This is a genomic window from Providencia sp. UF-224, assembly GCF_058245955.1.
This window is the reverse complement of sequence record NZ_JBSICC010000036.1, coordinates 1-24466: the sequence shown is the minus strand read 5'-3', so window position 1 is coordinate 24466 and position 24466 is coordinate 1. Positions and strand designations below refer to the sequence as shown.

Genomic DNA, 24466 nt, shown 5'->3' with positions numbered 1-24466 from the left:
AAACTATAAAACGCCCAATGAAGTTCATCGGGCGTTTTATGACTGAAAAGTTGTCAACCTATATCAGGACTAGTCACAAAATTTAATTAAAATTCTGAATTAATCACGACTTCTTCACCAAAACGCCCTGCTTTTGGCAGCGGTTGGTAAGATGAATTTGCCGCACGTAAAATACGAACACCGCGAATACCTAACTCATGAGCCGCTGCGATATCCGCATCTGCATCACCATAATAGATAGTCAGTTTGTGATCACGCATCCAGCTTACTTTATTATTTTGACCCGGCTCATCGCCAGCAAAAATAACCGGTTGCATTTTATCCGCAGGGATAGCTAAGCCCTCTTGAACATACTTAGTGACCGTTTCAGTTTTTGTCTTCGTACGCCCTGTAATGAAATAAACGGTATCACCGCGGTCTAAGTGCATTTTGACTAAATCAATACCCACTTGTTTTGGCATACTGAATTTGTCCCACTCATTGTTCATTTTTTCCCAAAACTGCTGATTTTTCAAATAACTAAAATCATTTGGGGAAAACTCAAGTTTACCACGGTAGAAGCCTGGGCTAGAGAATAACACTGTATCGTCGATATCAAAACCTACGGCCATTGGCGCTTTGCCTTCTAGGCTTTGCTTGATTTGTTCAATAGAAACCCAATGAATAGGTTGCTGTTGTGCTAATTCAACAACGGTAACGCCCGGGCTGACGGTTTCTGGCATTGGAATTTTAGCTTGAGATGTTGCCGTAAACGTTAAAGCTAATGCAACCGCACTCAGCGTCAGTGTTATTTTTTTCATCTTTTATCCTTATCGAGTTTATCCACGTATAAACCATTCTTTATTCATTTGGATAAACCACATTTATTCGTGTAAGTAATAGACGTTGCTGCTTATAGTGTTCTGGAGTTTATAAGTACGTTTTGCAGCAATTATGTGAGTTAAATCTCACATAGGGCTTGATGTTAAGTTTTTTTGTTACATTAAAATGAGATAGACATCTCATTTTAATTATCTATTACAGATAGGTATTGTGATTCTGTGAACTGAGCCAGCAATTTACGCTTAAATACACAAGCTAACTTATTATTTTTAAGGATAAAAAAAGCGATGGTGTTATGCCATCGCTTCTTAATAAGAGCAGCGCAATAAATTAGATGCGTGTACGACGCTTAGCAGTCGGCCCTGAAGATTGGCGCTTAGATGCAGGTCGTGAAGCCACTTGAGTGTGACGTTTCACAGCACGGCGAATTTGATTCGCTTTAATTCTACGTTGATCGCGCTCAACGGCAACTTTGCTTTCAGTTTCAACTGGCAACTCAACTAATTCACGCAGGTAGTTCGTTTGTTCCAGACCTAACTCAGTCCAGCCGCCACGCGGTAAGCCTTTTGGTAAATCGATATCACCATAACGCACACGGATCAAACGGCTAACTTGCACACCTACGGATTCCCATAAACGACGAACTTCACGGTTACGTCCCTCTGTTAAGGTGACGTTATACCACTGATTCATCCCTTCACCACCTCGATATGAGACGGTTTTAAAAGAGGCGGGACCATCTTCAAGTTGAACACCTTGGGTCAACTGGCGGATTTTTGCATCGTTAATTTCACCAAAAACACGCACTGCGTATTCACGTTCGACTTCACGACTTGGATGCATTAAGCGATTAGCTAACTCACCGTCAGTGGTAAATAACAGCAATCCACTGGTATTCACATCAAGACGACCAACAGCAATCCATCTTGCCCCTGTCAGTTTTGGCAAACGTGTAAAGACCGTTGGGCGACCTTCAGGGTCGTGACGTGTACACAACTCACCTTCAGGTTTGTAATACGCCATCACACGGCAAATTTCTTTTTCAGCTTCTTTGATTGCCAATAAACGGCCATCTAAACGAATTTTAGTTGATGCTTTGACTTCGACACGGTCGCCCAAAGTGGCGATTTTTCCGTCTACGCTGATCCGACCTGCTTGCAGGAAGGTTTCGATTTCACGACGTGAACCATGCCCAGAACGAGCAAGGATTTTTTGTAATTTCTCTGTATTTTGCGGTTTAGCGCTCATGTAACCCTCTACTGTCGCCTTCACAGGCGTCAAATAACTTTTTGCCTAGTACAAAAACGAGCGCAAAAAGTCATGAATTTGAAAACCCGCGCATTATACACAGGTTTCCCCTGAACCCCTACCATTTATCACGTTATCGCACTTTCGATGCCTAAACGGCCTGTTTTATTCAAATGGCGACGGATCACCAGTGCCAACACGTGCCACAACCGGAGTATCATCAGTGAAATCAATGACTGTGGTTGGTTTCTGGCCGATATAACCACCGTGGATCACTAAGTCCACTTGTTTGTCTAATAAATCACGAATTTCTTCTGGATCAGATTGAGTAAAATCATCACCTGGCATAATCAAACTCGTTGACATCAGTGGCTCACCGACGGCTTCCAATAAGTCACGCGCAATTGGGTTTGATGGAACACGCAAACCAATTGTTTTACGTTTTTCATTCATCAAACGGCGAGGTACTTCTTTGGTGGCTTTTAAGATAAACGTGTAATTACCTGGGGTATTATTCTTAATTAAACGAAATACCGTATTATCCACGTGTGCATAGTTAGAAAGCTCAGAAAGATCACGGCACATTAACGTAAAATTGTGGTTAGCATCTAACTGGCGGATACGGCAAATTCTCTGCAATGCGTCTTTTTCTTCTAAACGACAACCAATGGCATAACCTGAATCTGTAGGATAAACCACCACGCCGCCTTTATTTAGGATCTCAACACTTTGGCTGATTAACCGAGCTTGCGGGTTATCCGGATGGACATAAAAAAACTGGCTCATATATACCTCAACAATTTGGTATCGACAGCATCACCCGGCAAAACACCTAAAAATGGCACTATCTCTTTGTTCAATGGAGTGGATAGTTTTAAGCTAATCACTCTCTGTCTCTTATTATTTTACACCGACCTACCAATACATCAACGAATTAGCTGTTTTTTACCTCATTCCACAGCGTCCAAACCGCTTGGTCGTCATTTGGTAACCAAAGATTTCGACCCAATTCAATCCAAGAACAAGGACGATGGAAGTCAGAGCCCACAGAGGTTCGTAAATCGGCGTTTTTTGCTAGCTCGGCTAAATACTGTTTTTCATTAGCAGGTTGTTGGCAATGGGAAATCTCCATTGCATCGCCACCATGCTCTTTGAAATACGCAATGACCCGTTTTAACCACTTGTTTGAAAGTTGGTATTTAGACGGGTGAGCTAAAACGGCCACACCACCTGCGGCATGGATAGCCTCAATGGCAGCTTCAATGCTACACCATGTTGCAGGCACATAACCGGTTTTGCCTTTAGACAAATAGCGTTTAAATACATTGTTGATGGTTTTTTCTTTGCCAATTTTCACGATATATTGCGCAAAATGCGCACGTGTCACCTGCCCACCACCCGATATGTTTTTTGCATTATCCCACGCGTCTTCAATACCCGCTTTTTGTAAGCGCCGCCCCATCTCAATACCGCGTTCTTCGCGCCGAGCCGATTGCTCAGCAAGGAGCGCTCGCATTGCAGGGTGTTCTGGGGAAAAATTTAAACCAACAATATGGATTTCAATGTTTTCCCATAATGTTGAAATTTCCACCCCATTAACTAACTCAATCGGCTTTTCGTTATCGCGTAAATATTGTCTCGCTTGCAGCAAACCCTCACACGTATCATGGTCAGTGATCGCTAAAACATTGATGCCTTTTTCAATCGCTCGCTCGATTAACGCCTCTGGCATTAAATCCCCATCAGAAGCTGTCGTATGGCTATGTAAGTCGTAGCGTGTGAGTAACGGTGTCGACGCTGGTTGCAAGGTAATATCGTCTCCAATTTCCATAAATAGCTATTTTTTCCTAAAGAATTAACAAAGTACTTGACACTTTCAAGGCGATCCAGTTTACTAGTACGCAAGATGGCTTGCAGCCAAAATTATTCAGTTTATCCAGTGAGGCACATTATGGCTTTAATTAACTTAACAAATCGTTGGTGGCGTGACTTCCCAAATTGGGCGGAAGCCGCACACGCATAGTTAAACCATGCCTCAGTGCCAAACCCGCCCTTCATACGGCGGGTTTTTTAATGTCTAAAATTAGCTTAAGGCAACAAAATGAACAAACAAAACACCACATTAGCACATTTTACGTATCTGGATAGCCCAATTAACTATCAGCCAGATCCTACGCTGCTATTTAATCACTTATGTGATTCCGTTCCATCAACCATGTTGCTGGAGTCTGCTGAAATCAATAATAAAGCTAACTTACAAAGTTTATTGATTGTTAATAGTGCGCTGCGTATTCGCGCTTTTGGCCAACGCGTCGAAGTTGAAGCATTAACCTTAAATGGCCAAGCCTTGCTACCTTTGCTGTTAGAACAGCTTTCTGGGTTGATATCCACCCACACTATTGAAACCACGTTATTGACTGTCACCTTTGAACAGCCTAACGCCGCTTTAGATGAAGATAGCCGCTTAAAAGCAGCATCATGCTTAGACGTGTTACGTGCATTGCCGGCCCTAGCGCAAACCTACTCCACTAAACCAGAAACGGTATTTGTGGGCGGATTATTTGCTTATGACCTTGTAGCAAACTTTGAATCTATCCCTGATGTTAAGGCAGTCAATCAGTGCCCTGATTACTGTTTCTTTGTGGCAGAACACTATTTAGTGATCGACCATCAAAACCAAGCGGCGCGTATAAAAAGCTGCATTTTCAGCCAAGATGAACAAACGCTGGACTCTGTTAAATATCGTCACAATGAAATTATTGTGTCTTGCCGCCCATTTTTACCTGCACTGCCTTTGCAAAGTGAGCCTAACTTCCAAGTTACTTTGAGTAAAAATGACCAAGAATATTGCGCTATTGTCACCTCCTTAAAAGAAGCGATTTATTGTGGGGATATCTTCCAAGTGGTGCCATCGCGTAAATTCACTATGCCATGTTCGCATCCACTGATTGCGTATCAAAAACTAAAGGCGCAAAACCCAAGTCCTTATATGTTTTATATGCAAGATCAGGATTTCACGCTGTTTGGTGCATCACCAGAAAGCGCGTTGAAATATGCCACCAGCGACCGAAAAGTAGAAATTTACCCTATCGCCGGTACTCGCCCTCGCGGTCGTAACACTCAAGGGGATATCGACCTTGATTTAGACAGCCGAATTGAACTGTCAATGCGTACCGATGCAAAAGAACTCGCTGAGCACATCATGCTGGTTGACCTTGCACGTAATGACCTCGCGCGCATCTGTGAGGCTGGTAGCCGCTATGTCGCAGACTTAACCAAAGTCGATCGTTATTCCTTTGTGATGCACTTAGTTTCCCATGTCGTCGGGACGCTGCGCCACGATTTGGACGTTTTTCATGCTTATCAAGCCTGTATGAATATGGGCACATTAACGGGAGCACCAAAAGTGAAAGCCATGCAATTAATTGCGCAATATGAACAACAGCGTCGTGGCTCCTATGGTGGTGCGGTGGGTTATTTCAATGGCAGAGGCGATTTCGATACCTGTATCGTCATCCGTTCAGCGTATGTCGAAAACGGCATTGCAACCGTGCAGGCAGGCGGTGGTGTCGTTCTGGATTCATCACCTCAAGCAGAAGCTGATGAAACGCGTAATAAAGCACGCGCAGTGATCCGTGCAATTGCCCAAGCTCACCAAGTGAAGGAGTTATTCTAATGGCGAATATCTTACTGCTCGATAATGTGGATTCTTTCACTTACAACTTGGTCGATCAATTACGCGCAAGTGGCCACCAAGTGGTTATTTACCGTAATACCGTGAGCTCAGAGCATATTTTATCCGTTTTAAACCAAATGAGCTCGCCGATTTTAGTATTATCGCCAGGCCCGGGGAAACCGAGCGAAGCAGGCTCTATGCCTGACGTTTTAAAACAGGTTATTGGCAAAATTCCTGTGATTGGGATTTGCTTAGGTCACCAAGCCATCGTTGAAGCGTACGGCGGCGTTGTTTCTTCCGCAGGTGAGATTTTACATGGTAAGGCGTCCCTTGCCACCCACGATGGGCAAGCGATGTTTGCTGATCTCGAAAATCCTATTTCCGTGGCACGTTACCACTCTTTAGTGGGTAGTCAAATTCCTGAAACACTGACAATCAGTGCGCAATCCAACGGAATGGTCATGGCCGTGCGAAATGAGCAAGACAGAGTATGTGGGTTCCAATTTCACCCTGAATCTATTTTAACAACGCTAGGTAAACAGTTGTTAGAAAATACCGTGGCGTGGGCTCTTTCTACACCCAATGCAAGCACCACTACTCATTCGCACTAACGGGATATAGAGAGCCAATTATGCAAAACATTTATGATAAATTATTCAAAGCGCAGCCACTTACACAACAAGAAAGTCAGTATTTATTTAATGCCATTATTCAAGGTGAATTGACTGAGCCACAACTGGCCGCTGTGCTTATCAGCATGAAAATGCGCGGTGAACAACCGCAAGAAATTGCAGGTGCTGCCCTTGCCTGCCTAGAAAATGCTCAGCCATTCCCGCGCCCTGACTATCAGTTCAGTGACATCGTAGGAACCGGTGGTGATGGCGCAAACAGTATTAATATCTCAACCGCTAGCGCATTTGTTGCCGCTGAGGCCGGAATAAAAGTCGCTAAGCATGGTAACCGCAGTGTATCCAGTCGCTCTGGGTCATCGGACTTATTAGCCGCCTTTGGTATTGCCCTTGATTTAAGTGCCCAAAGTGCCCGTGATACCTTAGACGATTTAGGGGTATGTTTCTTATTCGCACCGCAATACCACAGTGGTTTTCGCCATGCAGCGCCTGTTCGCTCACAACTGAAAACACGGACATTATTTAACGTCCTTGGGCCATTAATCAACCCAGCTCGCCCACCTATCGCGTTAATTGGTGTTTATCAAGAATCACTCGTCAAACCGGTGGCAGAAACCTTAGATATGCTTGGTTTTACCCGTGCAGCTGTGGTACACAGTGGAGGGATGGATGAAGTTTCGCTTCATGCCACAACCCAAGTTGCTGAATTAAAAGACGGCGTACTGCATCATTACCAATTAACTGCGGATGATTTTGGCTTAGCACCGTATCAATTACGTGATTTAGAAGGCGGTACACCAGAAGAAAACCGTGTTCTATTAACCCAGTTGTTACAAGGGCATGGTAAAGCCGCTCATGAAGCTGCCGTCGCAGCTAATGTGGCGATGTTAATGCGAATTAACGGCCATGAAGATTTAAAACAAAATAGCGAACATGCTCTCGCGATTATTCGCAGCGGCAAATCATTCGACCGAGTCACCGCGCTCGCTGCAAGGAACCAATAAAATGAAAGCGACAGTATTACAAAAAATTGTTGATGATAAAGCTATTTACCTTGTTGAACGCAAAGCGAAACAACCCTTAGAGAGCTTTTTTTCCACTTTACAGCCAAGCCAACGTAGCTTTTATGACGCATTACGCGCTAAACGCCCTGTCTTTATTTTGGAATGTAAAAAGGCATCTCCATCAAAAGGGTTAATTCGTGAAGATTTTGACCCTGAAGTCATTGCTAAAACCTATGCGCCTTATGCGTCTGCGATTTCCGTTCTCACTGACGAAAAGTATTTTCAGGGGAATATGGAATACCTGACCATTGTCAGTAATACAGTTAAACAGCCTGTTTTATGCAAAGATTTTATTATCGACCCATACCAAATTTACCTTGCTCGCCATTATCAAGCTGATGCTATCTTATTGATGTTATCAGTATTAAATGATGAAGAATATATGGCTTTAGCGGATGTTGCCCATCAACTCAATATGGGTGTTTTAACCGAAGTGAGCAACGAAGAAGAACTTGAGCGTGCTATTAAATTAAAGTCTAAAGTCGTAGGAATTAATAACCGAGACTTACGCGATTTATCTATTGATTTAAATCGAACTCGTGAATTAGCACCACGTTTAGCACCAGAAACGATTGTGATCAGTGAGTCTGGCATTCATTTACATCAGCATATTCAATCCCTTAGCCAATATGCTAACGGCTTTTTGATTGGTAGCGCGTTGATGGAGCAAGATGACCTCGCAAAAGCATTGCAAAAATTGCTGGTCGGTGAGCATAAAGTGTGTGGTTTGACTCGCGAACAAGATGCAAAAACGGCTTTCGACGCTGGCGCTTGTTTTGGAGGGTTAATCTTTGCTGAATCCTCCCCTCGCAAAGTGACACTGTCACAATCTGAGCGTATCGTACATTCTGCGCCTTTAAAATATGTTGGTGTATTCCGTAACCAATCCGTCGATTTTGTCGCCCATATCGCGGAAAAATTAGCGCTTTTTGCCGTGCAATTACACGGTAATGAAGACCTGCAATATATTCAGGAAATTCGCGCCAATCTACCAAGTTATTGTGAAGTATGGAAAGCATTGGATATGTCGCAAACTAACCCCGCTGAATACGAAGTGCCAGATATCGATGTACTTTTACTCGATAACGGCCAAGGTGGGACAGGGAAAAGCTTCGATTGGTCCGCTATTCCAACAACCACAAAACAGAAGTTAATGATAGCGGGTGGATTAAATCCACAAAACTGCCTTCAAGCCGCTAAATTGCTGTGCAATGGCCTCGATTTTAACTCTGGTGTCGAAATTGAACCTGGCATTAAGAGTGAGCAAAAAATTAAGTTAGTGTTATCAACGTTACTGGCTGAATCGACAGTCCAATAAAGCGAAATGATAAGACTAAACCAATATATTACGTTTTAACTGATGAGATGGATAACAAATAATGAGCAAATTAGATCCGTATTTCGGTGAGTTTGGTGGGCAATATGTGCCAGAGATTTTAATCCCTGCACTCAATCAATTAGAAGATGCCTTTATTGCCGCACAAGACGATGCAGAATTTATCAAAGAATTTCATGACCTCCTTAAAAACTATGCAGGTCGCCCAACAGCGTTAACGCTGTGCAAAAACCTCACAGCAGGCACCAAAACAAAGTTGTATTTAAAGCGTGAAGACCTTCTTCATGGTGGCGCACACAAAACCAATCAAGTATTGGGCCAAGCGTTACTGGCTAAACGCATGGGTAAAACAGAGATTATTGCTGAAACGGGTGCGGGACAGCATGGTGTTGCCACAGCGTTAGCTTGCGCATTGCTTAATATGAAATGTCGTATTTATATGGGAGCCAAAGACGTTGAGCGCCAGTCTCCCAATGTGTTTAGAATGAAATTAATGGGCGCAGAGGTTATCCCTGTCCACAGTGGCTCTGCCACCCTTAAAGATGCTTGTAACGAAGCACTGAGAGACTGGTCTGGTAGCTATGATAAAGCACATTATTTACTGGGTACTGCGGCAGGCCCTCACCCTTATCCAACCATCGTGCGCGAATTTCAGCGCATGATTGGTGACGAAGCGAAACAGCAAATTCTTGAAAAAGAAGGCCGTTTACCCGATGCCGTCATTGCATGCATTGGTGGTGGCTCCAATGCAATTGGTATGTTTGCCTCTTTTATCCCTGAAGAAAATGTCGACCTCATTGGCGTTGAACCTGCGGGCTTAGGGATTGAGTCAGGGCAGCATGGCGCGCCGTTAAAACATGGTCGCGTTGGTATCTATTTTGGAATGAAGTCGCCAATGATGCAGACCAGCGAGGGACAAATAGAAGAATCATATTCAATCTCAGCAGGTTTAGATTTCCCTTCTGTTGGGCCTCAGCACGCGCATTTAAACAGTATTGGACGCGCTGAATATGTCTCTATTACGGATGATGAAGCATTAAATGCATTTAAGCTGTTATCTCGTAAAGAAGGCATTATTCCTGCATTAGAATCCTCACACGCTTTGGCTTATGCGTTAAAAATGGCAGAGCAGGAACCCAATAAAGAGCAATTATTAATTGTCAATTTATCAGGTCGTGGTGATAAGGATATTTTTACTGTGCATGATATTTTAGCTAGCAAAGGGGAAATCTAATGGAACGTTACAACCAACTTTTTGAACGTCTAAATAACCTAAACCAAGGTGCTTTCGTTCCCTTTGTCACTTTAGGTGACCCCGATGCCGAACTATCGCTGAAAATTGTTGATGCTTTAATTGAAGGTGGCGCTGATGCACTGGAAATTGGTATTCCATTCTCAGACCCGCTGGCGGATGGCCCAACAATTCAAAATGCCAACTTACGCGCATTTAAAAGCGAAATTACACCGACAATATGCTTTGAATTACTCAGTCGTATTCGCGCAAAACACCCAACCATGCCAATTGGTTTATTAGTGTATGCAAACCTTGTATTTACAAATGGCATTGAAAACTTTTATATTCGCTGCCAGAAAGCAGGCGTTGATTCTGTTTTAGTTGCAGATGTTCCGATGAACGAATCCAAACCCTTTCGTGAAGCCGCCCTCGCCCATGATATTGCGCCTATTTTCATTTGCCCACCTAATGGTGACGATGATTTATTGCAACAAATCGGCGAGCATAGTCGTGGTTATACTTATTTATTATCAAGAGCTGGCGTGACGGGCACTGAACAACGCGCTCAAATGCCATTAACCCACTTGGTCGATAAACTGAAGCAATATCAGGCAGCTCCTGCACTCCAAGGTTTTGGTATTTCTGAACCCGCGCAAGTCACTGAAGCGATTAAAAGTGGTGCTGCGGGGGCTATTTCAGGTTCTGCTGTAGTTAAAATTATTGAAAACAATCTTAATCAGCCAGATGTCATGCTAAAAGCCTTGACTGAATTTGTCAGAAAAATGAAAAACGCAACACAGAAATAATATATTTAAAGATTAAGCCACCCTACTTTATTGGGTGGTTTTTTCTTTAATAAAAAAATACACCATATTCGGATTAGTCATTTCATTTCGTATCTGTATTTTTTGGTTTATTACAGTGTTTTTTATTATTAGTTTTCAAAAATATCAGAATTATCAATATCAATAATTAAATCAAGTACCTTTCCTTAGTATACATAAATAACTCTAAATGATTGGCTTATTAGTTAATATTATATTTACGTGTTATCACCCGAGTAATAACCCCTAAACTGTCCATTTCAGAGTATATTTAATTTATTGATTTTTATACCATTTTAAACTTAAGCGATATAAAAAACCAATATGCAATACATGAGCTAATTTTATTCTTTTAACATCCCCCTCAATCAACTTAAGTACAATTAAATTTTATTGCAGATAATAATAACGCATAATTATTAAGCTTTAATGGAGTTTTAATTAGCTATTTTTAATTTTATCTATAGTCTATTTTAGGGAAATGTATGAAACATCTAAATCATCAATCTATCAGCCAACCAACGCTGAAGATTAAACCTCTGTTTTTAAGTGTATGTGTTATTTTAGGTTCTGTTTCTGTCGCACAAGCTGCGATCGTCAACACTAACGGTGCTGGTGTTATGAACCAAAATAATGGCCCTACAATTGTTCATATCAAAGGTGCAAGCGATAAAGGTGTTTCTCATAACATCTATAGCCAATTTGATGTTGACCAGAAAGGCGTTATTCTGAATAACAGTGCAACTAATACGAATACCACACTGGGTGGCCAGATCAATGGTAACCTCAATCTAAATAACGGTAATGGCCCTGCTAAAGTTATTCTCAATGAAGTTAACTCAACCAAAGCAAGTACCCTCAACGGTATGGTAGAAGTGGCTGGTACTAAAGCACAAGTTATCGTTGCTAACGCATCCGGTATTACGTGTAATAACTGTGGCTTTATTAATACCGAACGTGCCACTTTAACGACGGGTAAGCCTATCGTGGCAGGTGGTGATGTGGTTGGCTACAATGTTGAAAAAGGCCAAATTATCATTAATAGCCGCTTACAATCCGATTCCCCAACTGACATTATTGCGCGTTCTGCGGTGATCCGTGGCGACATCAATGCTAAAGAAATCAATATTGTTGCGGGTAATAACTTTGTTGATGCAAAAGGCAATTACGTCACTAATGTTCAAGGTGTTGGTGCGACAACACGAGTTGGTATCGATGTGTCCGCATTAGGCGGCATGTATGCTGATAAAATTACGTTAGTTTCAACTGAAAGTGGTACTGGTGTATCCAACTATGGCAACATGGTTGCAGGCTCTGGTGGCATTAATATCGATTCAAAAGGCCTTGTTTATAACCAAAATGCCAAAATGAATGCAAATGGCAAAATTAATATCAAAACTAACTCAGGGTTATACAATAACTCAACAATTATGAGTAATGGCGATATTGATATTAATACCAATAATGCAATCTTAAGTAATGTTAGCGGTCAAATTAAATCTAATGGTGGTAGCGTTAATCTAACAACAGCTTCAAACATTGATAATCGCAGTGGTATTGTAGATGCACAACAAGATATCAATCTCGTATCAACTAACCTGCTTAACACTAACGGCTCAATCAAAACTAACCGTGGTGACATTGATATTCGTGCAACAGGCACCATTGAAAACTATTACAACTTACGTAATAACGTTATTAATGCAGATAACCGCGGGATCAGAGCAGGCAATAACGTTACTATTAATGCAGGTAAATTAGTAAATAGTAATTCAACAATTTCAGGCCGTGATATTGCGATTAATGCACGTACTGCAATTGTTAATGATAGTAGCAGTGAAATTGCAGCAAAACGCCGTATTGATATTGATGCAGAAACATTGCAAAACAGCAATTCGTTGATCAAAAGCACCAATGGCCAAACGAATATCACGCTATCTCATAACCTCGTAAACAATGGTTATGCGGCAATAGACAGTGGAAAAGCGTTAAATATTAAAGCCAATATCGTTACTAACCAAGGTTCTTTAGTCTCTCGTGCTGGGAAATCTAAATTTGATGTTTATAGCTTAGTCAACCAATACGGCTACATCAAAGGAACTAACTTAGATATTAAAGCAACAAATGTCACAAACAACCGTGGTTTGATTACAGCTGATAATAATGTTGTTATCAACACAACTACTCTGGATAATAGCTACGCAAGCGGTTTTAATGGTTATGCAAGCAAGTTCGGTGTTGCAGGTAGAACAGGTGGTATTTACGCTGAAGATGGTGCAGTAACCATCAATGCAAACAGCTTAAATAACTATTCTGGTATTATCACTGCAAATATGAGTGATAGAAGCGGTGCTAAAGGTGATATCAGTATTAAGCTGAGAAATGATTTAGATAACCGCTATGGTAAAATCCAAGGTGCAAATACCGTAAAATTAGATGTAAATAAGTTAAACAATACTTATTCAGGTTTAGTGCATGCAGGTAAAGATTTAATCATCGATGCATTTACTCGTGTTGATAATAATAATGGCCGTTTAAGTTCCAATGGAACAACTAAAATTACAAGCCCTGTAATTTACAATAGCCCATATGGACAGATTTTGGGTTCGACTATTATTTTAAACACACCTAATTATTACTAATTAGTAAAAGAGGCCTTCCGGCCTCTTCTTTCTATGATACAGTATCATTTAGGTTCAATTAATCAGTTTCTATTTATTTAAAAATAGCTCCATTTAAGATGGTTTTATGAGAAAGCGTAATAAATCATTTTACCTAAAAAATTAATTAAATAAAAACGCCCAACCACACCAGTTTGGGGTTTATTTTTCATCGACTGATATTGCTAAATTTATCTCTTAGCCTGATAAATTATGTTTACATTTTTATATTCGCGGGCTTAGATAGCGTACCAGGGCATCATGTTTCAAAATTTAGCTATCCAACTAATCGAATGAAATTTCAATTAGTTAATACACGATTTTAGGATTAATTGTTAATTTATTCATCTAGTTTGATTTTATTTTTTTCATGTTTTTACTATTAACATTAAAAAAATAAATATCATAAATATAAACAATGAAGTTACCAAGTAAACCTTACAATCATAAATAACACTGCATAGTTGTTTTATTTTTCAATACTATATATACGTGCTATTACCCGAGTAATAACACGTACATATCCATTTAAGCGTAATCATAACGCCATGATTAAATTGGCATTTGAATTTATCGAGATACAAAAAACCATTATTTCCCACACGAGCATATTTTATTTCTTTAATAATTCCACCAATCAACTTAAGCACAATTAAATTTTATTAAAAATAATAATAACGCATAATCCTTACGCTTTAATGGAATTTTAATTAACTATTTTTAATTTTATCTATAGTCAATTTTAGGGATATTTATGAAACATATTAGAAATAAATCTATTTGCCATCCAACACTGAAGATTAACCCTCTATTTTTAAGTGTATGCGTTATTTTAGGTTCTGCTTCTGTCGCTCAGGCAGCGATCGTCAATACTAATGGTGCTGGCGTTATGAACCAAAATAATGGCCCTACCATCGTACATATCAAAGGTGCTACCGATAAAGGTGTTTCTCATAACATTTATAGCCAGTTTGATGTTGATAGAAAAGGCGTTATTCTGAATAACAGTACAACCAATACCAACACTACTCTGGGTGGCCAAATAAATGGTAACCTTAACCTCAGCAATGGTAATGGACCTGCCAAAGTTATTCTAAATGAAGTTAACTCCACCAAAGCAAGCACCCTCAACGGCATGGTAGAAGTGGCAGGTTCAAAAGCACAAGTTATTGTCGCTAACGCATCCGGTATTACGTGTAATAACTGTGGTTTTATCAATACGGAACGAGTCACTTTAACGACAGGTAAACCTGTTATTTCAGGTAATGAGGTTGTAGGCTACAACGTTGAAAAAGGCCAAATCATCATCAACAGCCGCTTACAATCTGATTCTCCAACCGATATTATTGCCCGTTCAGCGGTAATCCGAGGTGAACTTAATGCAAAAGAAATCAACATTGTTGCAGGAAATAACTTTGTTGATGCTCAGGGTAAATACGTTTCTAAAGTCAAAGGTGTTGGTGAAAAAACACGTGTAGGTATTGACGTATCCTCACTTGGCGGCATGTACGCAGATAAAATCACCCTAGTTTCAAACGAAAGTGGTGTTGGCGTTTCTAATTACGGAAATATCTCAGCTGGTTTTGGCGGTGTCGATATTAATTCTAGCGGTATTGTTTACAACCAAAATGCGAAGATAAGTGCAAATGGCAAAATCAATATTAATTCTGGATCAAATTTTTACAACAACTCCTTAATTAGTAGTCATGATGATATTAATATTAATACTACACATAACCAGTTATATAATTATGAAGGCCAAATCAAATCAACTGGTGGTAGTGTTAAACTAAATACAATAGAAAATATTGAAAATGGTAACGGTATCATCAGTGCTAACCAAGACATTGTGCTTACTGCTAGAAATTTAGATAACCTCGAGGGATCTATAAAAACTAATCGCGGTGATATCACGATTAATACAACTGGCCAAGTTACAAATGACTCAAATGATCGGAGAAAGAGTGTAAATAACCCAGATAATCTTGGAATTAGAGCTGGTAATAATGTCACAATCAATTCATCTGACCTTTTCAATGGTAACTCTACAATTTCAGGTCGAGATATTGCCATCAATGCTCGCAATCAAGTCGTCAATTTCTATGATGGTGAAATAGTCGCCAAACGTCGTATTGATATTGATGCCCAGACATTAAAAAATGAAAAAGCACTCATCAAGACCACAAATGGTCAGACAAATATTACCTTATCGAATGCACTGACAAACACTGTTGACTCCTCGATTAATAGTGGTAAAGCGTTAAACATTAAAGCCAACACCATTAAAAACCAAGGTACTTTAATCTCAGGTGCTGGTAAATCTAAGTTTGATGTTAATACCTTAGATAACCAATATGGTTACATTAAGGGAAATAACTTAGATATTAAAGCAAACAGTGTATCGAACAGCCGTGGCTTAATTGATGCTGATTCTAACGTGGTTATCAATACATATTTACTTGATAATAGCTATTCCAGTGGGTTCAATAGCTATGCAAGCAAACTTGGCGTTGCAGGAAGAACAGGCGGTATTTATGCTCATGATGGTGAAGTTACTATTAAAGGCAGCTATTTAAATAACTTCTCTGGTATTATCTCTGCTGAAATATCAGAAAGAGCGGGTAACAAAGGAGACATCAATATTAACTTGAGACATGAGTTAAACAACCGCTATGGTAAAATCACAAGTGATAACACAACAACACTAAGTGTAAGTGATTTAGACAATACTTCTTCTGGTGTTATCGCTGCAGGTAAAGATTTAACGATCAACGCATTAAGCTATATTGAGAACAATGGTGGTCGCTTAAGTTCAAGAGGCACAACTAAAATTACAAGCCCTGTAATTTACAATAGCCCATATGGACAGATTTTAGGCTCAACAATCATTCTTAACACTCCAAACTTTTATTAATTAGCAAAATAAAAGAGACCTTCTGGTCTCTTTTATCACTCTTAATCACGCTATTTAAAATAAAAATCAGCCACCTTTAATTAACCCCCCTCAATCAAAATTATTTTTAGTTAAATTTATCTAATCATCTCAATTTTTCATTATTATTTTAAAGATATAGATATAAGTAAAAATACCTGATTACTCCATTTCGGGATTTAACTTAACCATTTGATATAACAGAGTATTAATTATAAAACCAAAGATTGCATTGCTATCTTAAATTAATCAACACTAAGCACTTTCATTTAGTTTTCAGCCTTAATTAATATAATTAATTTTTATTAGAACCAGTTTCATCGCATAATTTATTATGTTAGTAGCCTAATGGAACTCTTATTTTCATCAAAAAAACATAGGGATATATATATGAAAGGTCGCTCCAATAATTACAGATAAAATAAGAGAAATCTCATTTAATAAATAATAAATTTTTATCTAAAAAATATTATTAATGTCATTTTTTAGTTTTCATTTATGAATAAAAGTGGTGAACATGAATTTTCGTTTTCTTTTTTTATCCAGTACTCTGCTCACTTTTCCGTTTTATGTTGCAGGCGATCCCTCTCAGGCCGTTAATCAGCAAATTAATAACCAGATTAGCCAAGACAAATCTCGTCAACAACAAACTCAGTTAGAGGCCAAAGATGTTTTAGGAAAAAAGCAAGAACGGGCAAATAATATTTTGTTGTTTGACGATGAAGAACACTGTTTTGATATGAAAAAAGTTATTCTCGTCTCTGAACCAAAATTACCATCAATGCGCCCTCTCGAAGCTTATGCAAACCAAGTTGTTGGTGTCTGCATTGGAATTAAAGGTGTCGAGACACTCGCTAAAGGCTTGCAGGATAACATCATTAAATCAGGTTATGTCACCACTCGAGTGAATATTCCCGAACAAAATATCAGCGAGGGTATTTTGACGTTAGAAATTATTCCCGGCAAAGTTGCTAACGTAAAGTTATCTGAAGATAGCGATACCTATATTACACTGGGTGCAATCATGCCCGCAAAAGAAGGCGATATTCTTAATATTCGCGATATCGAACAAGGTTTAGAAAACTTGGAGCGTATTCCTGGCGCTAAAGCAAATATTGAATTATCTCCGGGGAAAGAGTTTTCAACATCCGATATTACTATCCAAAGGGAAAAATCCCCCCATGTTAACGTCGGGGGTTATTACAATAACTCAGGCAGTCGCCAAACAGGTAAAGACCAAGTTGGTGTCACCATCTATGGTAATAACCTAACCAGCCTAAATGACACTGTGTATATCTCCGCGGGAAAAAACCTGAAAAACCAGGAACGAAACAGTACAAGTAATGCTGCAATTTACTATGCTGTCCCCTACAATTACTGGCTTTTTTCTCTCTATGCCAGTAAAAGTGATTATAAACAAACCATCAAAGACATCGTCAGTTATAAATATCGTGGTGACAGTAAATATTACAATGCCACCGCCAGTAATGTTTTTCTACGTGGGCAAACATTCAAAGATACCGCATCCATTCAGTTAATTAAGCGGAAATCAGAATACAAACTTGAAGATGTTAAACTCTTATCTCAAGAGCGCAACTTAACCACGTTTAAAGTTGGCGTAAATCATCGACAAAATATTGATAATGCCACCTTGGATGCTTCCCTCAATTATCAACGTAATGTTCCTTGGTTAGGCGCCGAGCAAAGTTGGGACATGAAATACGGTGATGCAAGCCATATGGCTCGTGTGTATACCCTAGATGTTTCGGGTATGATCCCAATCCCTTTTGACGATTTCGTGATGAGTTATAACCCGCAATTCTTTTTGCAATACACCAAAGATAGGTTGACCATTCAAGACCAGTTTTCGTTGGGTAATCGGTGGACAGTACGTGGTTTTGATGAAGAGTTTTCGCTTATTGGCGATAAAGGCTTTTATTTGAGGAATGAGTTTAACTTTTATATTCCTGGCTTTTCATTCTATCCTTATTATGCGATTGATTATGGCCGCGTATTTGGTGGAGTCTACCCACTTGGTCTTTATTCCGATGATCAACTACTAGGAACGGCAATTGGTATGCGTGGGAACGTGAATATCTTCAGTTATGATTTATTTTTAGGCGCCCCACTGTATAAGCCCGATGAATATGAGACCAATAGCGTCAATGCGGGATTAAATGTTCAATGGTTTTGGTAAACGATAATTAAACTCTGATACTTAAAACCAAATGCTGCTTACTCCACATTTGGTTTTCTATTTAATTTCGTGACTGTTACCACACTTTATTAAATAGACTTATCATTTCGCTCTTTAAAATTTTATAAATTTAATCCCTTAAATAAGAAGGATTCACACTAAATTTAAAATCTATTTATGTAGCTTAATTGTTACAGCTTTGTGTGTATTTTTAATAAGATGAAAAACGAAAAATCCGGGAATATAAATATCCCCGGATTTCCTACTGCACTCTATTCCATCAGAATTCAGGTATTAACCTGTATTGCATCCTATCAAACTTATTAGAAGCGATAACCTGCCCCAAACATAAATACAAATGGGTCTAAACGAGTGTCAATTTTTTCCTGTTTACCACCCGCTTTAAACTTAACATCCGTTTCAATATTCATCCACCAAACTGATGCGTTCAACATCCAGTTATCAGTTAGCATATAGTCCATACCTGCTTGTGCGGCAAAGCCCCACGAGCTTGATAAATCTAAGTCAGACAAGCCATTAGCTTTACCTGTTGAGTTAAATTTTTCATCAAAGAAGAAGGTATAGTTAACACCTGCGCCTAAATAAGGACGCAGTTTATCTTGTTTGCTACCAAAATAATATTGTGCCATTAATGTCGGTGGTAAATGTTTAACGGTTGCAATATTACCTAATGGGCCAACGCCTACCTTATGTTCAAATGGCGTTGCCGCTAATAATTCCACACCGATATTATCAGTGATCATATACCCAAAGGTTAAACCTAATTGCGTATTATTATTAACATCAAATGAACCTAAACCTAATACGTTTTCAGATCCCGCATTTGGGCGAACTGTAGCAGTCCCCGTACGGAAAATAAAATCGCCAGCTTCATGAGCAATAGAAGCAGCTGGAGCTAAAGTAGCAGCTGCTAATACAAGCGCAGTGAGTTTTTTCATTATCAATCCCATTCCTGTGTTTTTATTTTAGTAAAATATACCGCATTATATAAATTGATGTTCAAATCAAGATCACATCTTTTACCAATTTATAGGTAATCCAATAAATATAGTTTTATTATTCCATCTATTCTTTTTTTAATTTTGATTTAAATCAATTTTTGGAAAATAACTAACAAAATAAAATATTGATTCTTATTTTTATATATTTACTCCATATACTAAACATATATTTGAAATGCAATTTAAGTACATTCCATTAGAATTACAGTTTTATTTGTTTCTATTTTGAGGCTATTTCTCTTTAGTATTCACGTTAACCTTCCGAATTTTCTTATCTTTCTCTACCTCTATGCCTAATACTCGGTTACAATTGCATTAAAATTTTGATCCCGTTTGTAGATAGGAGCAGTTAAATGTCCATTTCGGCCAACTCACTCATCAGTGACAGCGTTAATTTTTTTAAAAATCAACTGAGTGGCCTCTTCACTATCGTTGTATTAGCAACGGCAGTGAGTCTCGTGATTTACGCAATGATGATCCCAAATGAACAGATGATTGGTGTGCTGGCTCAAGCGCAGAACCAAATGATTGAGTCAGGGAACGCAGGCTTACAAGACTGGATCTTAGGTCTTTCAGAACAAGATAAAAGCAGTATTCTCCGAGTTTCCTTTGGGTTAATTTTATCTGTCACACTGGGAAGCTTAGTGCTTATATGCGGTGTTTTGTCTTATATAGCAGGGATGTCACGTGGTGAGTCCATGACTGCAACGCAGGCACTTAGTGCTTCGTTAGGCAAAGCCCCTTCAATGTTTTTGTTACTTGTTGTTTGTTCTCTTCTTATTCAACTCGGTATTACAATCATGGTACTTCCGGGTATTGTTCTGGCGATTGGCTTTTCTCTTGCGCCGGCCATCTTGATTAGTGAAAAAACAAATCCGTTTAGTGCCATGGGTAAAAGCTGGAAAATGGCCTATGCAAACTGGCGTGTTGCCCTACCCATGATTTTAATTTGGATGGCAGCACAAATGCTCGTGAGCGTGTTATTAAGCAGCTTACAGATGAACCATATTGTCCTCAACGGCATTTCATTCTTGCTAAATAATATTGTTGCCGCTTTCGCCTTAATTTATTTCTATCGTTTATACATGTTAGTGAATAAAAACGCTTAATTTCGATTTAAAAAGGGGAGCCAAATAGCTCCCTTTCTCCTGATGCAATCAATTGAGAAATATCTTAATTATTTTCTGATTTCAAATTAAGTTGTTCATCAATATCTTCACAATTACTTTGTTGCTCTAAAGCACTCATCTCTTCTTGGGCTTTTCTCTCTTCAACACATTTAATTTGAATTTGTTGCTTACTTTGAATCAAGCGAATTGCAAAATAAATATCGGGCACAACTAATAAATCATCATCTGAACGCGTAATTTTGTTTTGTTCTAGCCAACGCTTAATTGATGTACGGCGCCCTGCCAACACCAACGTAACACCTTTTGCTTTCAAAGACGTAACGATGTCATTAAGGGTTGAGAATACACTTACATCATTATGGGTAAAGCTCACTGCGGCGTCGACGATAACCCAAGCAGGTCTCTTTAATTGGTTATCTAAATGCTTATTCAGCCGCTCTTTAAAGTAATTCACATTAAAGTAGGTCAGCGGAGAATTAAAACGGTAAATTAATACGCCTTCGATGGGTTGAATATCATTATCTGATGTCATTGAATGAAGCATCCCCTGCTCATCCACACCAAGTTGCTGGTCAGTCGGCCTAAATATCACGCGGATAAACTGCAATAAACCCAATAATACCGCTAAACCTACACCACTAATTAGCCCAACGAGCAGCACAGCTACTAACGTAAAGACACATAAGAAAAAGGCTTCTCTATTACGCTTGCGCATGGATAAAATGCTGCGAAAACTAATTAATGAGAAAGTAGAAACAACCAGTACCATTCCCAATGCAGGCATCGGAATATATTCCAATAAATCCATAGAAAATAACAATACGGCTAAAATCGTTAATGCCGCAACAATAGAGACCAGTTGTGTTTTCCCACCCATCATATCGTTAACCGCAGTGCGACTGCTTGCTGCACTCACCGCAAAGCCTTGGGAAAACGCAGAGGCAATATTGGCTATCCCTAACGCACGTAGTTCCTGATCGGCATCAATGGCGTAACCATTTTTACTCGCGAAGCTGCGTGCCGTCATCATAAAGCTCACAAAGCTAATCACCGCCAAGTTCATTGAGGGGATCACTAGGTCTCGCAGCAATCCCGGAGGAAACTCAGGCATGGGTATAGAAGGCAACCCTTCCCCTAAATCCCCAACAATGCTAATACCATATTGCTCAAGGTTAAAAACAATACTCGCTACTGTTGCAAGAACCATTGCTATCAATAATGATGGCCACTTGCTACGCACGCGTTTGATAACCAATGTGATTGCCAATGTTGCCACTGCAACCAATAAGGTTGGCATATGCGTTTGCATTATCGATTGAGGAAACGCGATAAGACGTTCGATAAAACCCGCAGGTAATGTGGTAATACCAAAAATTTTACCGATTTGGCTCACGACGATGGTTAGTGCCACGCCATTTAGCAAGCCCTGGAGTATCGGACGAGAGAGGAAATCCGCAAAGGTTCCTAGACGGAATCGTGCTGCAATCAAGCACCAAATCCCCGTCATTAAGCTCATTACGATGATTAACTGCCAGCGAACATTTTCATCCCCCATCGCTAGCGGCGCAACAGCAGCCGCAATAACAGCACAAGTTGCCGCATCAGGGCCGATGATTAATTGCTTCGAGGTACCAAATAAGGCGTAAAAAAACATCGGGAGGATACAGGCATATAAACCAACAATGGCGTTTACCCCCATTAATTCGGCATAAGCAATTGCAACAGGTAACGCCACTGCCGCAACTGACAACCCAGCTTTCACATCAGGTCCTAAGTCTGAAAGCTGGTAGTTAAACAGCGTTTTTAAACCTGGCATCCAGACAAATAGCTTCGCCTTTATCATTGGGGAAAAACACCTATAAATTAGTAAGTTAAAATATCTAAAACCTTATTTATAGCCGAACTAATAAAGTTTATCTAGAAGTAAGTCAAATAATAGTAAAATTGTGCAAATATGATTGGTAACAAGGCATGTTTATTGGTAAAAAGGTGCAAACTTTTAACAATTAATGCCAATATCGGTTAAACTACTCTATTATCTTGACGTTGAGGCGCTGTATTCACTGTTATGAAACAACTTATTGATTTTATCCCTCTGATTATCTTTTTCATCGTATATAAGCGATATGACATTTTTTACGCTAGTGGTGCCTTAATGGTAACGACACCGCTCGCGTTGTTAGCCACTTATCTTATTTATAAGAAAGTCGAAAAAGTCGCCAAAATTACCTGTGCTATTGTGATGGGGTTTGCTGCCTTAACACTCATTTTCCACAGTGATGCATTCATTAAATGGAAAGTCACTATTATTTATGGTGCATTCGCAATCGCGTTATTATTCAGCCAGTGGTTTACTGAAAAACCACTCATTCAACGCATGCTAGGAAGTAATCAAGAAATTAAATTAGCTGACAGTTATTGGAACAAGCTTAACAGCGCTTGGGCAGTCTTCTTTGTTTTTTGTGCAGTCTTAAATATTTATGTCGCCTTTTGGATGGCTCAAGATATTTGGGTGAATTTCAAAGTATTTGGGCTCACTGCGGGAACACTGATTTTTACTGTGTTAAGCGTAGTATATATTTTCAAAAATATGACCAAAGAAGCAGTTGAAAAGCACGAAGAGTGATCATTTATCTGGGTAATAAAAAACCTGCTTAATTTGATTAGCAGGTTTTTTTTAACCTAGTATCTTCTCTGTCCAAACGCCTTTTCAATTTTTTTATCCGTATTGTATTGCGATAATGCATATACAGACCAGATAGCAGCGGGTAACCAACCAATTAACGTCAGTTGTAAAATCAAACAAATTATTCCTGCAAACGGACGTCCAATCGTAAAAAATTGCAGCCATGGTAATAATATTGCCAAAATGAGTCTCATACACCCTCCCCAAAATATTCATTAAAGATTTACGGTTTAAGTATAGGCAATCTAATCAATTGACTAAATACAAAAAACACTTCTAGCGTTTTCTTTGCATAACTCTAACTTTCCGTCGAAATTAAACCCTATACGGCGATGTTCTGCTCTATTTATTGTATTTTATTGGCTTAATACGTTTTATTGGCGATACTTGAGTAATAAGTCAGTACTTAGAGTTTACTTGAGTATCAGTAATTTGCTATAAAAGCTAACTAGACGTTTTTATTCCCTTTTTTAATAAGAGTTAAATATGCAATTACCAAACGGTGAATTGGTTTTACGAACCCTAGCCATGCCAGCGGACACAAATGCCAATGGCGATATTTTTGGTGGCTGGCTAATGTCACAAATGGATATTGGCGGTGCTATTCTTGCAAAAGAAATTGCACTCGGCCGTGTTGTTACCGTCGCTGTAAATGGCATAAAATTTCAAAAACCTGTCGCCGTTGGCGATGTCGTCTGTTGCTACGCACGTTGCTTAAAAACGGGTAAAAGCTCAATTACGATTAATATTGAAGTGTGGGTGAAAAAGGTCGCAACTGAACCTGTCGGCCAGCGCTACCGCGCAACTGATGCTGTCTTTACTTATGTGGCAGTAAATGATGACAATACCCCGCGGGAGTTGCCAACCGAAAAGCAGCACTTTCAATTGGCCAGTTCTGAGCAAATCACTGAGTAACGGTTTTATTCTCCCTTGACTAGTCCTGATATAGGTTGACAACTTTTCAGTCATAAAACGCCCGATGAACTTCATTGGGCGTTTTATAGTT

At 39.4% G+C, this 24466-nt stretch carries 17 protein-coding genes, 2 pseudogenes and 1 other annotated feature; of the genes and pseudogenes, 12 read left to right on the top strand and 7 right to left on the bottom strand.

Translation table 11 applies throughout. From position 1 onward, the window contains the following. Positions 1-86 precede the first annotated feature (86 nt). The 4 genes from aphA to rnm all read right to left on the bottom strand — a co-directional run bounded on the left by aphA (position 87) and on the right by rnm (position 3901). Positions 87-800 (bottom strand): acid phosphatase AphA, encoded by a 714-nt coding sequence (aphA, locus tag AC4IFO_RS20650; protein WP_225819487.1) that lies wholly within the window; start codon positions 798-800, stop codon positions 87-89. A gap of 352 nt (positions 801-1152) precedes the next feature. Next, positions 1153-2070, bottom strand: coding sequence for a 23S rRNA pseudouridine(2605) synthase RluB (gene rluB / locus AC4IFO_RS20645; RefSeq protein WP_219247776.1), 918 nt, complete (start codon positions 2068-2070; stop codon positions 1153-1155). Between the two features lie 165 nt (positions 2071-2235). After that, complete coding sequence (locus tag AC4IFO_RS20640; RefSeq protein ID WP_353241579.1) at positions 2236-2856, bottom strand: L-threonylcarbamoyladenylate synthase; 621 nt, start codon at positions 2854-2856, stop codon at positions 2236-2238. A gap of 148 nt (positions 2857-3004) precedes the next feature. Further along, positions 3005-3901, bottom strand: a complete 897-nt coding sequence (gene rnm / locus AC4IFO_RS20635) for an RNase RNM (protein WP_490737229.1) — start codon at positions 3899-3901, stop codon at positions 3005-3007. Positions 3902-4042: 141 nt separating this feature from the next. After that, positions 4043-4145: a sequence feature (Trp leader region), on the top strand. A 26-nt stretch (positions 4146-4171) separates the two neighbouring features. Here rnm and AC4IFO_RS20630 point away from each other — a divergent pair. The 9 genes and pseudogenes from AC4IFO_RS20630 (at position 4172) to AC4IFO_RS20590 (ending at position 18622) form a co-directional block, all read left to right on the top strand. Then, complete coding sequence (locus AC4IFO_RS20630) at positions 4172-5746, top strand: anthranilate synthase component 1 (protein ID WP_490737227.1); 1575 nt, start codon at positions 4172-4174, stop codon at positions 5744-5746. After that, positions 5746-6319, top strand: a pseudogene (locus tag AC4IFO_RS20625) (glutamine amidotransferase-related protein); the annotation flags it as partial. The gene AC4IFO_RS20630 and the pseudogene AC4IFO_RS20625, both read left to right, overlap by 1 nt. A 67-nt stretch (positions 6320-6386) precedes the next feature. Next, positions 6387-7379: pseudogene (gene trpD / locus AC4IFO_RS20620) on the top strand (anthranilate phosphoribosyltransferase); the annotation flags it as partial. Position 7380: 1 nt separating this feature from the next. Further along, the gene (gene trpCF, locus AC4IFO_RS20615; RefSeq protein WP_490737225.1) at positions 7381-8757 is read left to right on the top strand and encodes a bifunctional indole-3-glycerol-phosphate synthase TrpC/phosphoribosylanthranilate isomerase TrpF; all 1377 of its coding nucleotides are present in this window, start codon (positions 7381-7383) and stop codon (positions 8755-8757) included. Positions 8758-8818: 61 nt separating this feature from the next. Continuing rightward, positions 8819-10009 carry a tryptophan synthase subunit beta gene (gene trpB, locus AC4IFO_RS20610; protein WP_490737224.1) on the top strand — a complete coding sequence of 397 codons (1191 nt, stop codon included), beginning with the start codon at positions 8819-8821 and terminating at the stop codon, positions 10007-10009. Next, complete coding sequence (gene trpA / locus AC4IFO_RS20605; protein WP_490737222.1) at positions 10009-10815, top strand: tryptophan synthase subunit alpha; 807 nt, start codon at positions 10009-10011, stop codon at positions 10813-10815. Before trpB ends, trpA begins: the two co-directional genes overlap by 1 nt. Before the next feature lie 503 nt (positions 10816-11318). After that, the gene (locus tag AC4IFO_RS20600) at positions 11319-13475 is read left to right on the top strand and encodes a two-partner secretion domain-containing protein (protein ID WP_490737220.1); all 2157 of its coding nucleotides are present in this window, start codon (positions 11319-11321) and stop codon (positions 13473-13475) included. Between the two features lie 772 nt (positions 13476-14247). Then, on the top strand, positions 14248-16407 hold the full coding sequence (locus AC4IFO_RS20595; RefSeq protein ID WP_490737218.1) for a filamentous hemagglutinin N-terminal domain-containing protein: 2160 nt from the start codon (positions 14248-14250) through the stop codon (positions 16405-16407). A gap of 535 nt (positions 16408-16942) precedes the next feature. After that, a complete protein-coding gene (locus AC4IFO_RS20590) occupies positions 16943-18622 on the top strand; it encodes a ShlB/FhaC/HecB family hemolysin secretion/activation protein (protein WP_490737216.1) in 1680 nt (559 codons plus the stop codon). A gap of 323 nt (positions 18623-18945) precedes the next feature. Here the strand turns inward: AC4IFO_RS20590 and ompW are convergent, their stop codons facing one another. Beyond that, positions 18946-19581 (bottom strand): outer membrane protein OmpW, encoded by a 636-nt coding sequence (gene ompW / locus AC4IFO_RS20585; protein ID WP_490737214.1) that lies wholly within the window; start codon positions 19579-19581, stop codon positions 18946-18948. Positions 19582-19997: 416 nt separating this feature from the next. Here ompW and AC4IFO_RS20580 point away from each other — a divergent pair, with 416 nt between their 5' ends. Continuing rightward, positions 19998-20753: a YciC family protein gene (locus AC4IFO_RS20580; protein WP_490737212.1), complete on the top strand. Its 756-nt coding sequence runs from the start codon at positions 19998-20000 to the stop codon at positions 20751-20753. Positions 20754-20817: 64 nt separating this feature from the next. On the opposite strand, the gene AC4IFO_RS20575 is transcribed toward AC4IFO_RS20580, so the two are convergent. Beyond that, positions 20818-22617: a SulP family inorganic anion transporter gene (locus AC4IFO_RS20575; RefSeq protein ID WP_490737210.1), complete on the bottom strand. Its 1800-nt coding sequence runs from the start codon at positions 22615-22617 to the stop codon at positions 20818-20820. 225 nt (positions 22618-22842) lie between these two features. On the opposite strand from AC4IFO_RS20575, the gene AC4IFO_RS20570 reads away from it, so the two are divergent. Then, positions 22843-23400, top strand: a complete 558-nt coding sequence (locus AC4IFO_RS20570; protein ID WP_490737208.1) for a septation protein A — start codon at positions 22843-22845, stop codon at positions 23398-23400. A gap of 56 nt (positions 23401-23456) precedes the next feature. On the opposite strand, the gene AC4IFO_RS20565 is transcribed toward AC4IFO_RS20570, so the two are convergent. Then, entirely contained in the window at positions 23457-23654 is a 198-nt protein-coding gene (locus AC4IFO_RS20565; protein WP_490737206.1) for a YqaE/Pmp3 family membrane protein, read from the bottom strand. A 292-nt stretch (positions 23655-23946) separates the two neighbouring features. On the opposite strand from AC4IFO_RS20565, the gene yciA reads away from it, so the two are divergent. Further along, positions 23947-24375 carry an acyl-CoA thioester hydrolase YciA gene (gene yciA, locus AC4IFO_RS20560; protein WP_206086120.1) on the top strand — a complete coding sequence of 143 codons (429 nt, stop codon included), beginning with the start codon at positions 23947-23949 and terminating at the stop codon, positions 24373-24375. Positions 24376-24466: the final 91 nt, after the last annotated feature.

Excerpts from the sequence above, each read along its gene's own strand:
- aphA (WP_225819487.1), bottom strand. The coding sequence starts at position 800 with ATGAAAAAAATAACACTGACGCTGAGTGCGGTTGCATTAGCTTTAACG.
- AC4IFO_RS20590 (WP_490737216.1), top strand. The coding sequence starts at position 16,943 with ATGAATTTTCGTTTTCTTTTTTTATCCAGTACTCTGCTCACTTTTCCG.
- rnm (WP_490737229.1), bottom strand. The coding sequence starts at position 3,901 with ATGGAAATTGGAGACGATATTACCTTGCAACCAGCGTCGACACCGTTA.
- AC4IFO_RS20575 (WP_490737210.1), bottom strand. The coding sequence starts at position 22,617 with ATGATAAAGGCGAAGCTATTTGTCTGGATGCCAGGTTTAAAAACGCTG.
- AC4IFO_RS20640 (WP_353241579.1), bottom strand. The coding sequence starts at position 2,856 with ATGAGCCAGTTTTTTTATGTCCATCCGGATAACCCGCAAGCTCGGTTA.
- AC4IFO_RS20600 (WP_490737220.1), top strand. The coding sequence starts at position 11,319 with ATGAAACATCTAAATCATCAATCTATCAGCCAACCAACGCTGAAGATT.
- AC4IFO_RS20580 (WP_490737212.1), top strand. The coding sequence starts at position 19,998 with ATGTCCATTTCGGCCAACTCACTCATCAGTGACAGCGTTAATTTTTTT.
- AC4IFO_RS20630 (WP_490737227.1), top strand. The coding sequence starts at position 4,172 with ATGAACAAACAAAACACCACATTAGCACATTTTACGTATCTGGATAGC.
- AC4IFO_RS20595 (WP_490737218.1), top strand. The coding sequence starts at position 14,248 with ATGAAACATATTAGAAATAAATCTATTTGCCATCCAACACTGAAGATT.
- yciA (WP_206086120.1), top strand. The coding sequence starts at position 23,947 with ATGCAATTACCAAACGGTGAATTGGTTTTACGAACCCTAGCCATGCCA.
- trpA (WP_490737222.1), top strand. The coding sequence starts at position 10,009 with ATGGAACGTTACAACCAACTTTTTGAACGTCTAAATAACCTAAACCAA.
- AC4IFO_RS20565 (WP_490737206.1), bottom strand. The coding sequence starts at position 23,654 with ATGAGACTCATTTTGGCAATATTATTACCATGGCTGCAATTTTTTACG.
- rluB (WP_219247776.1), bottom strand. The coding sequence starts at position 2,070 with ATGAGCGCTAAACCGCAAAATACAGAGAAATTACAAAAAATCCTTGCT.
- trpB (WP_490737224.1), top strand. The coding sequence starts at position 8,819 with ATGAGCAAATTAGATCCGTATTTCGGTGAGTTTGGTGGGCAATATGTG.
- AC4IFO_RS20570 (WP_490737208.1), top strand. The coding sequence starts at position 22,843 with ATGAAACAACTTATTGATTTTATCCCTCTGATTATCTTTTTCATCGTA.
- ompW (WP_490737214.1), bottom strand. The coding sequence starts at position 19,581 with ATGAAAAAACTCACTGCGCTTGTATTAGCAGCTGCTACTTTAGCTCCA.
- trpCF (WP_490737225.1), top strand. The coding sequence starts at position 7,381 with ATGAAAGCGACAGTATTACAAAAAATTGTTGATGATAAAGCTATTTAC.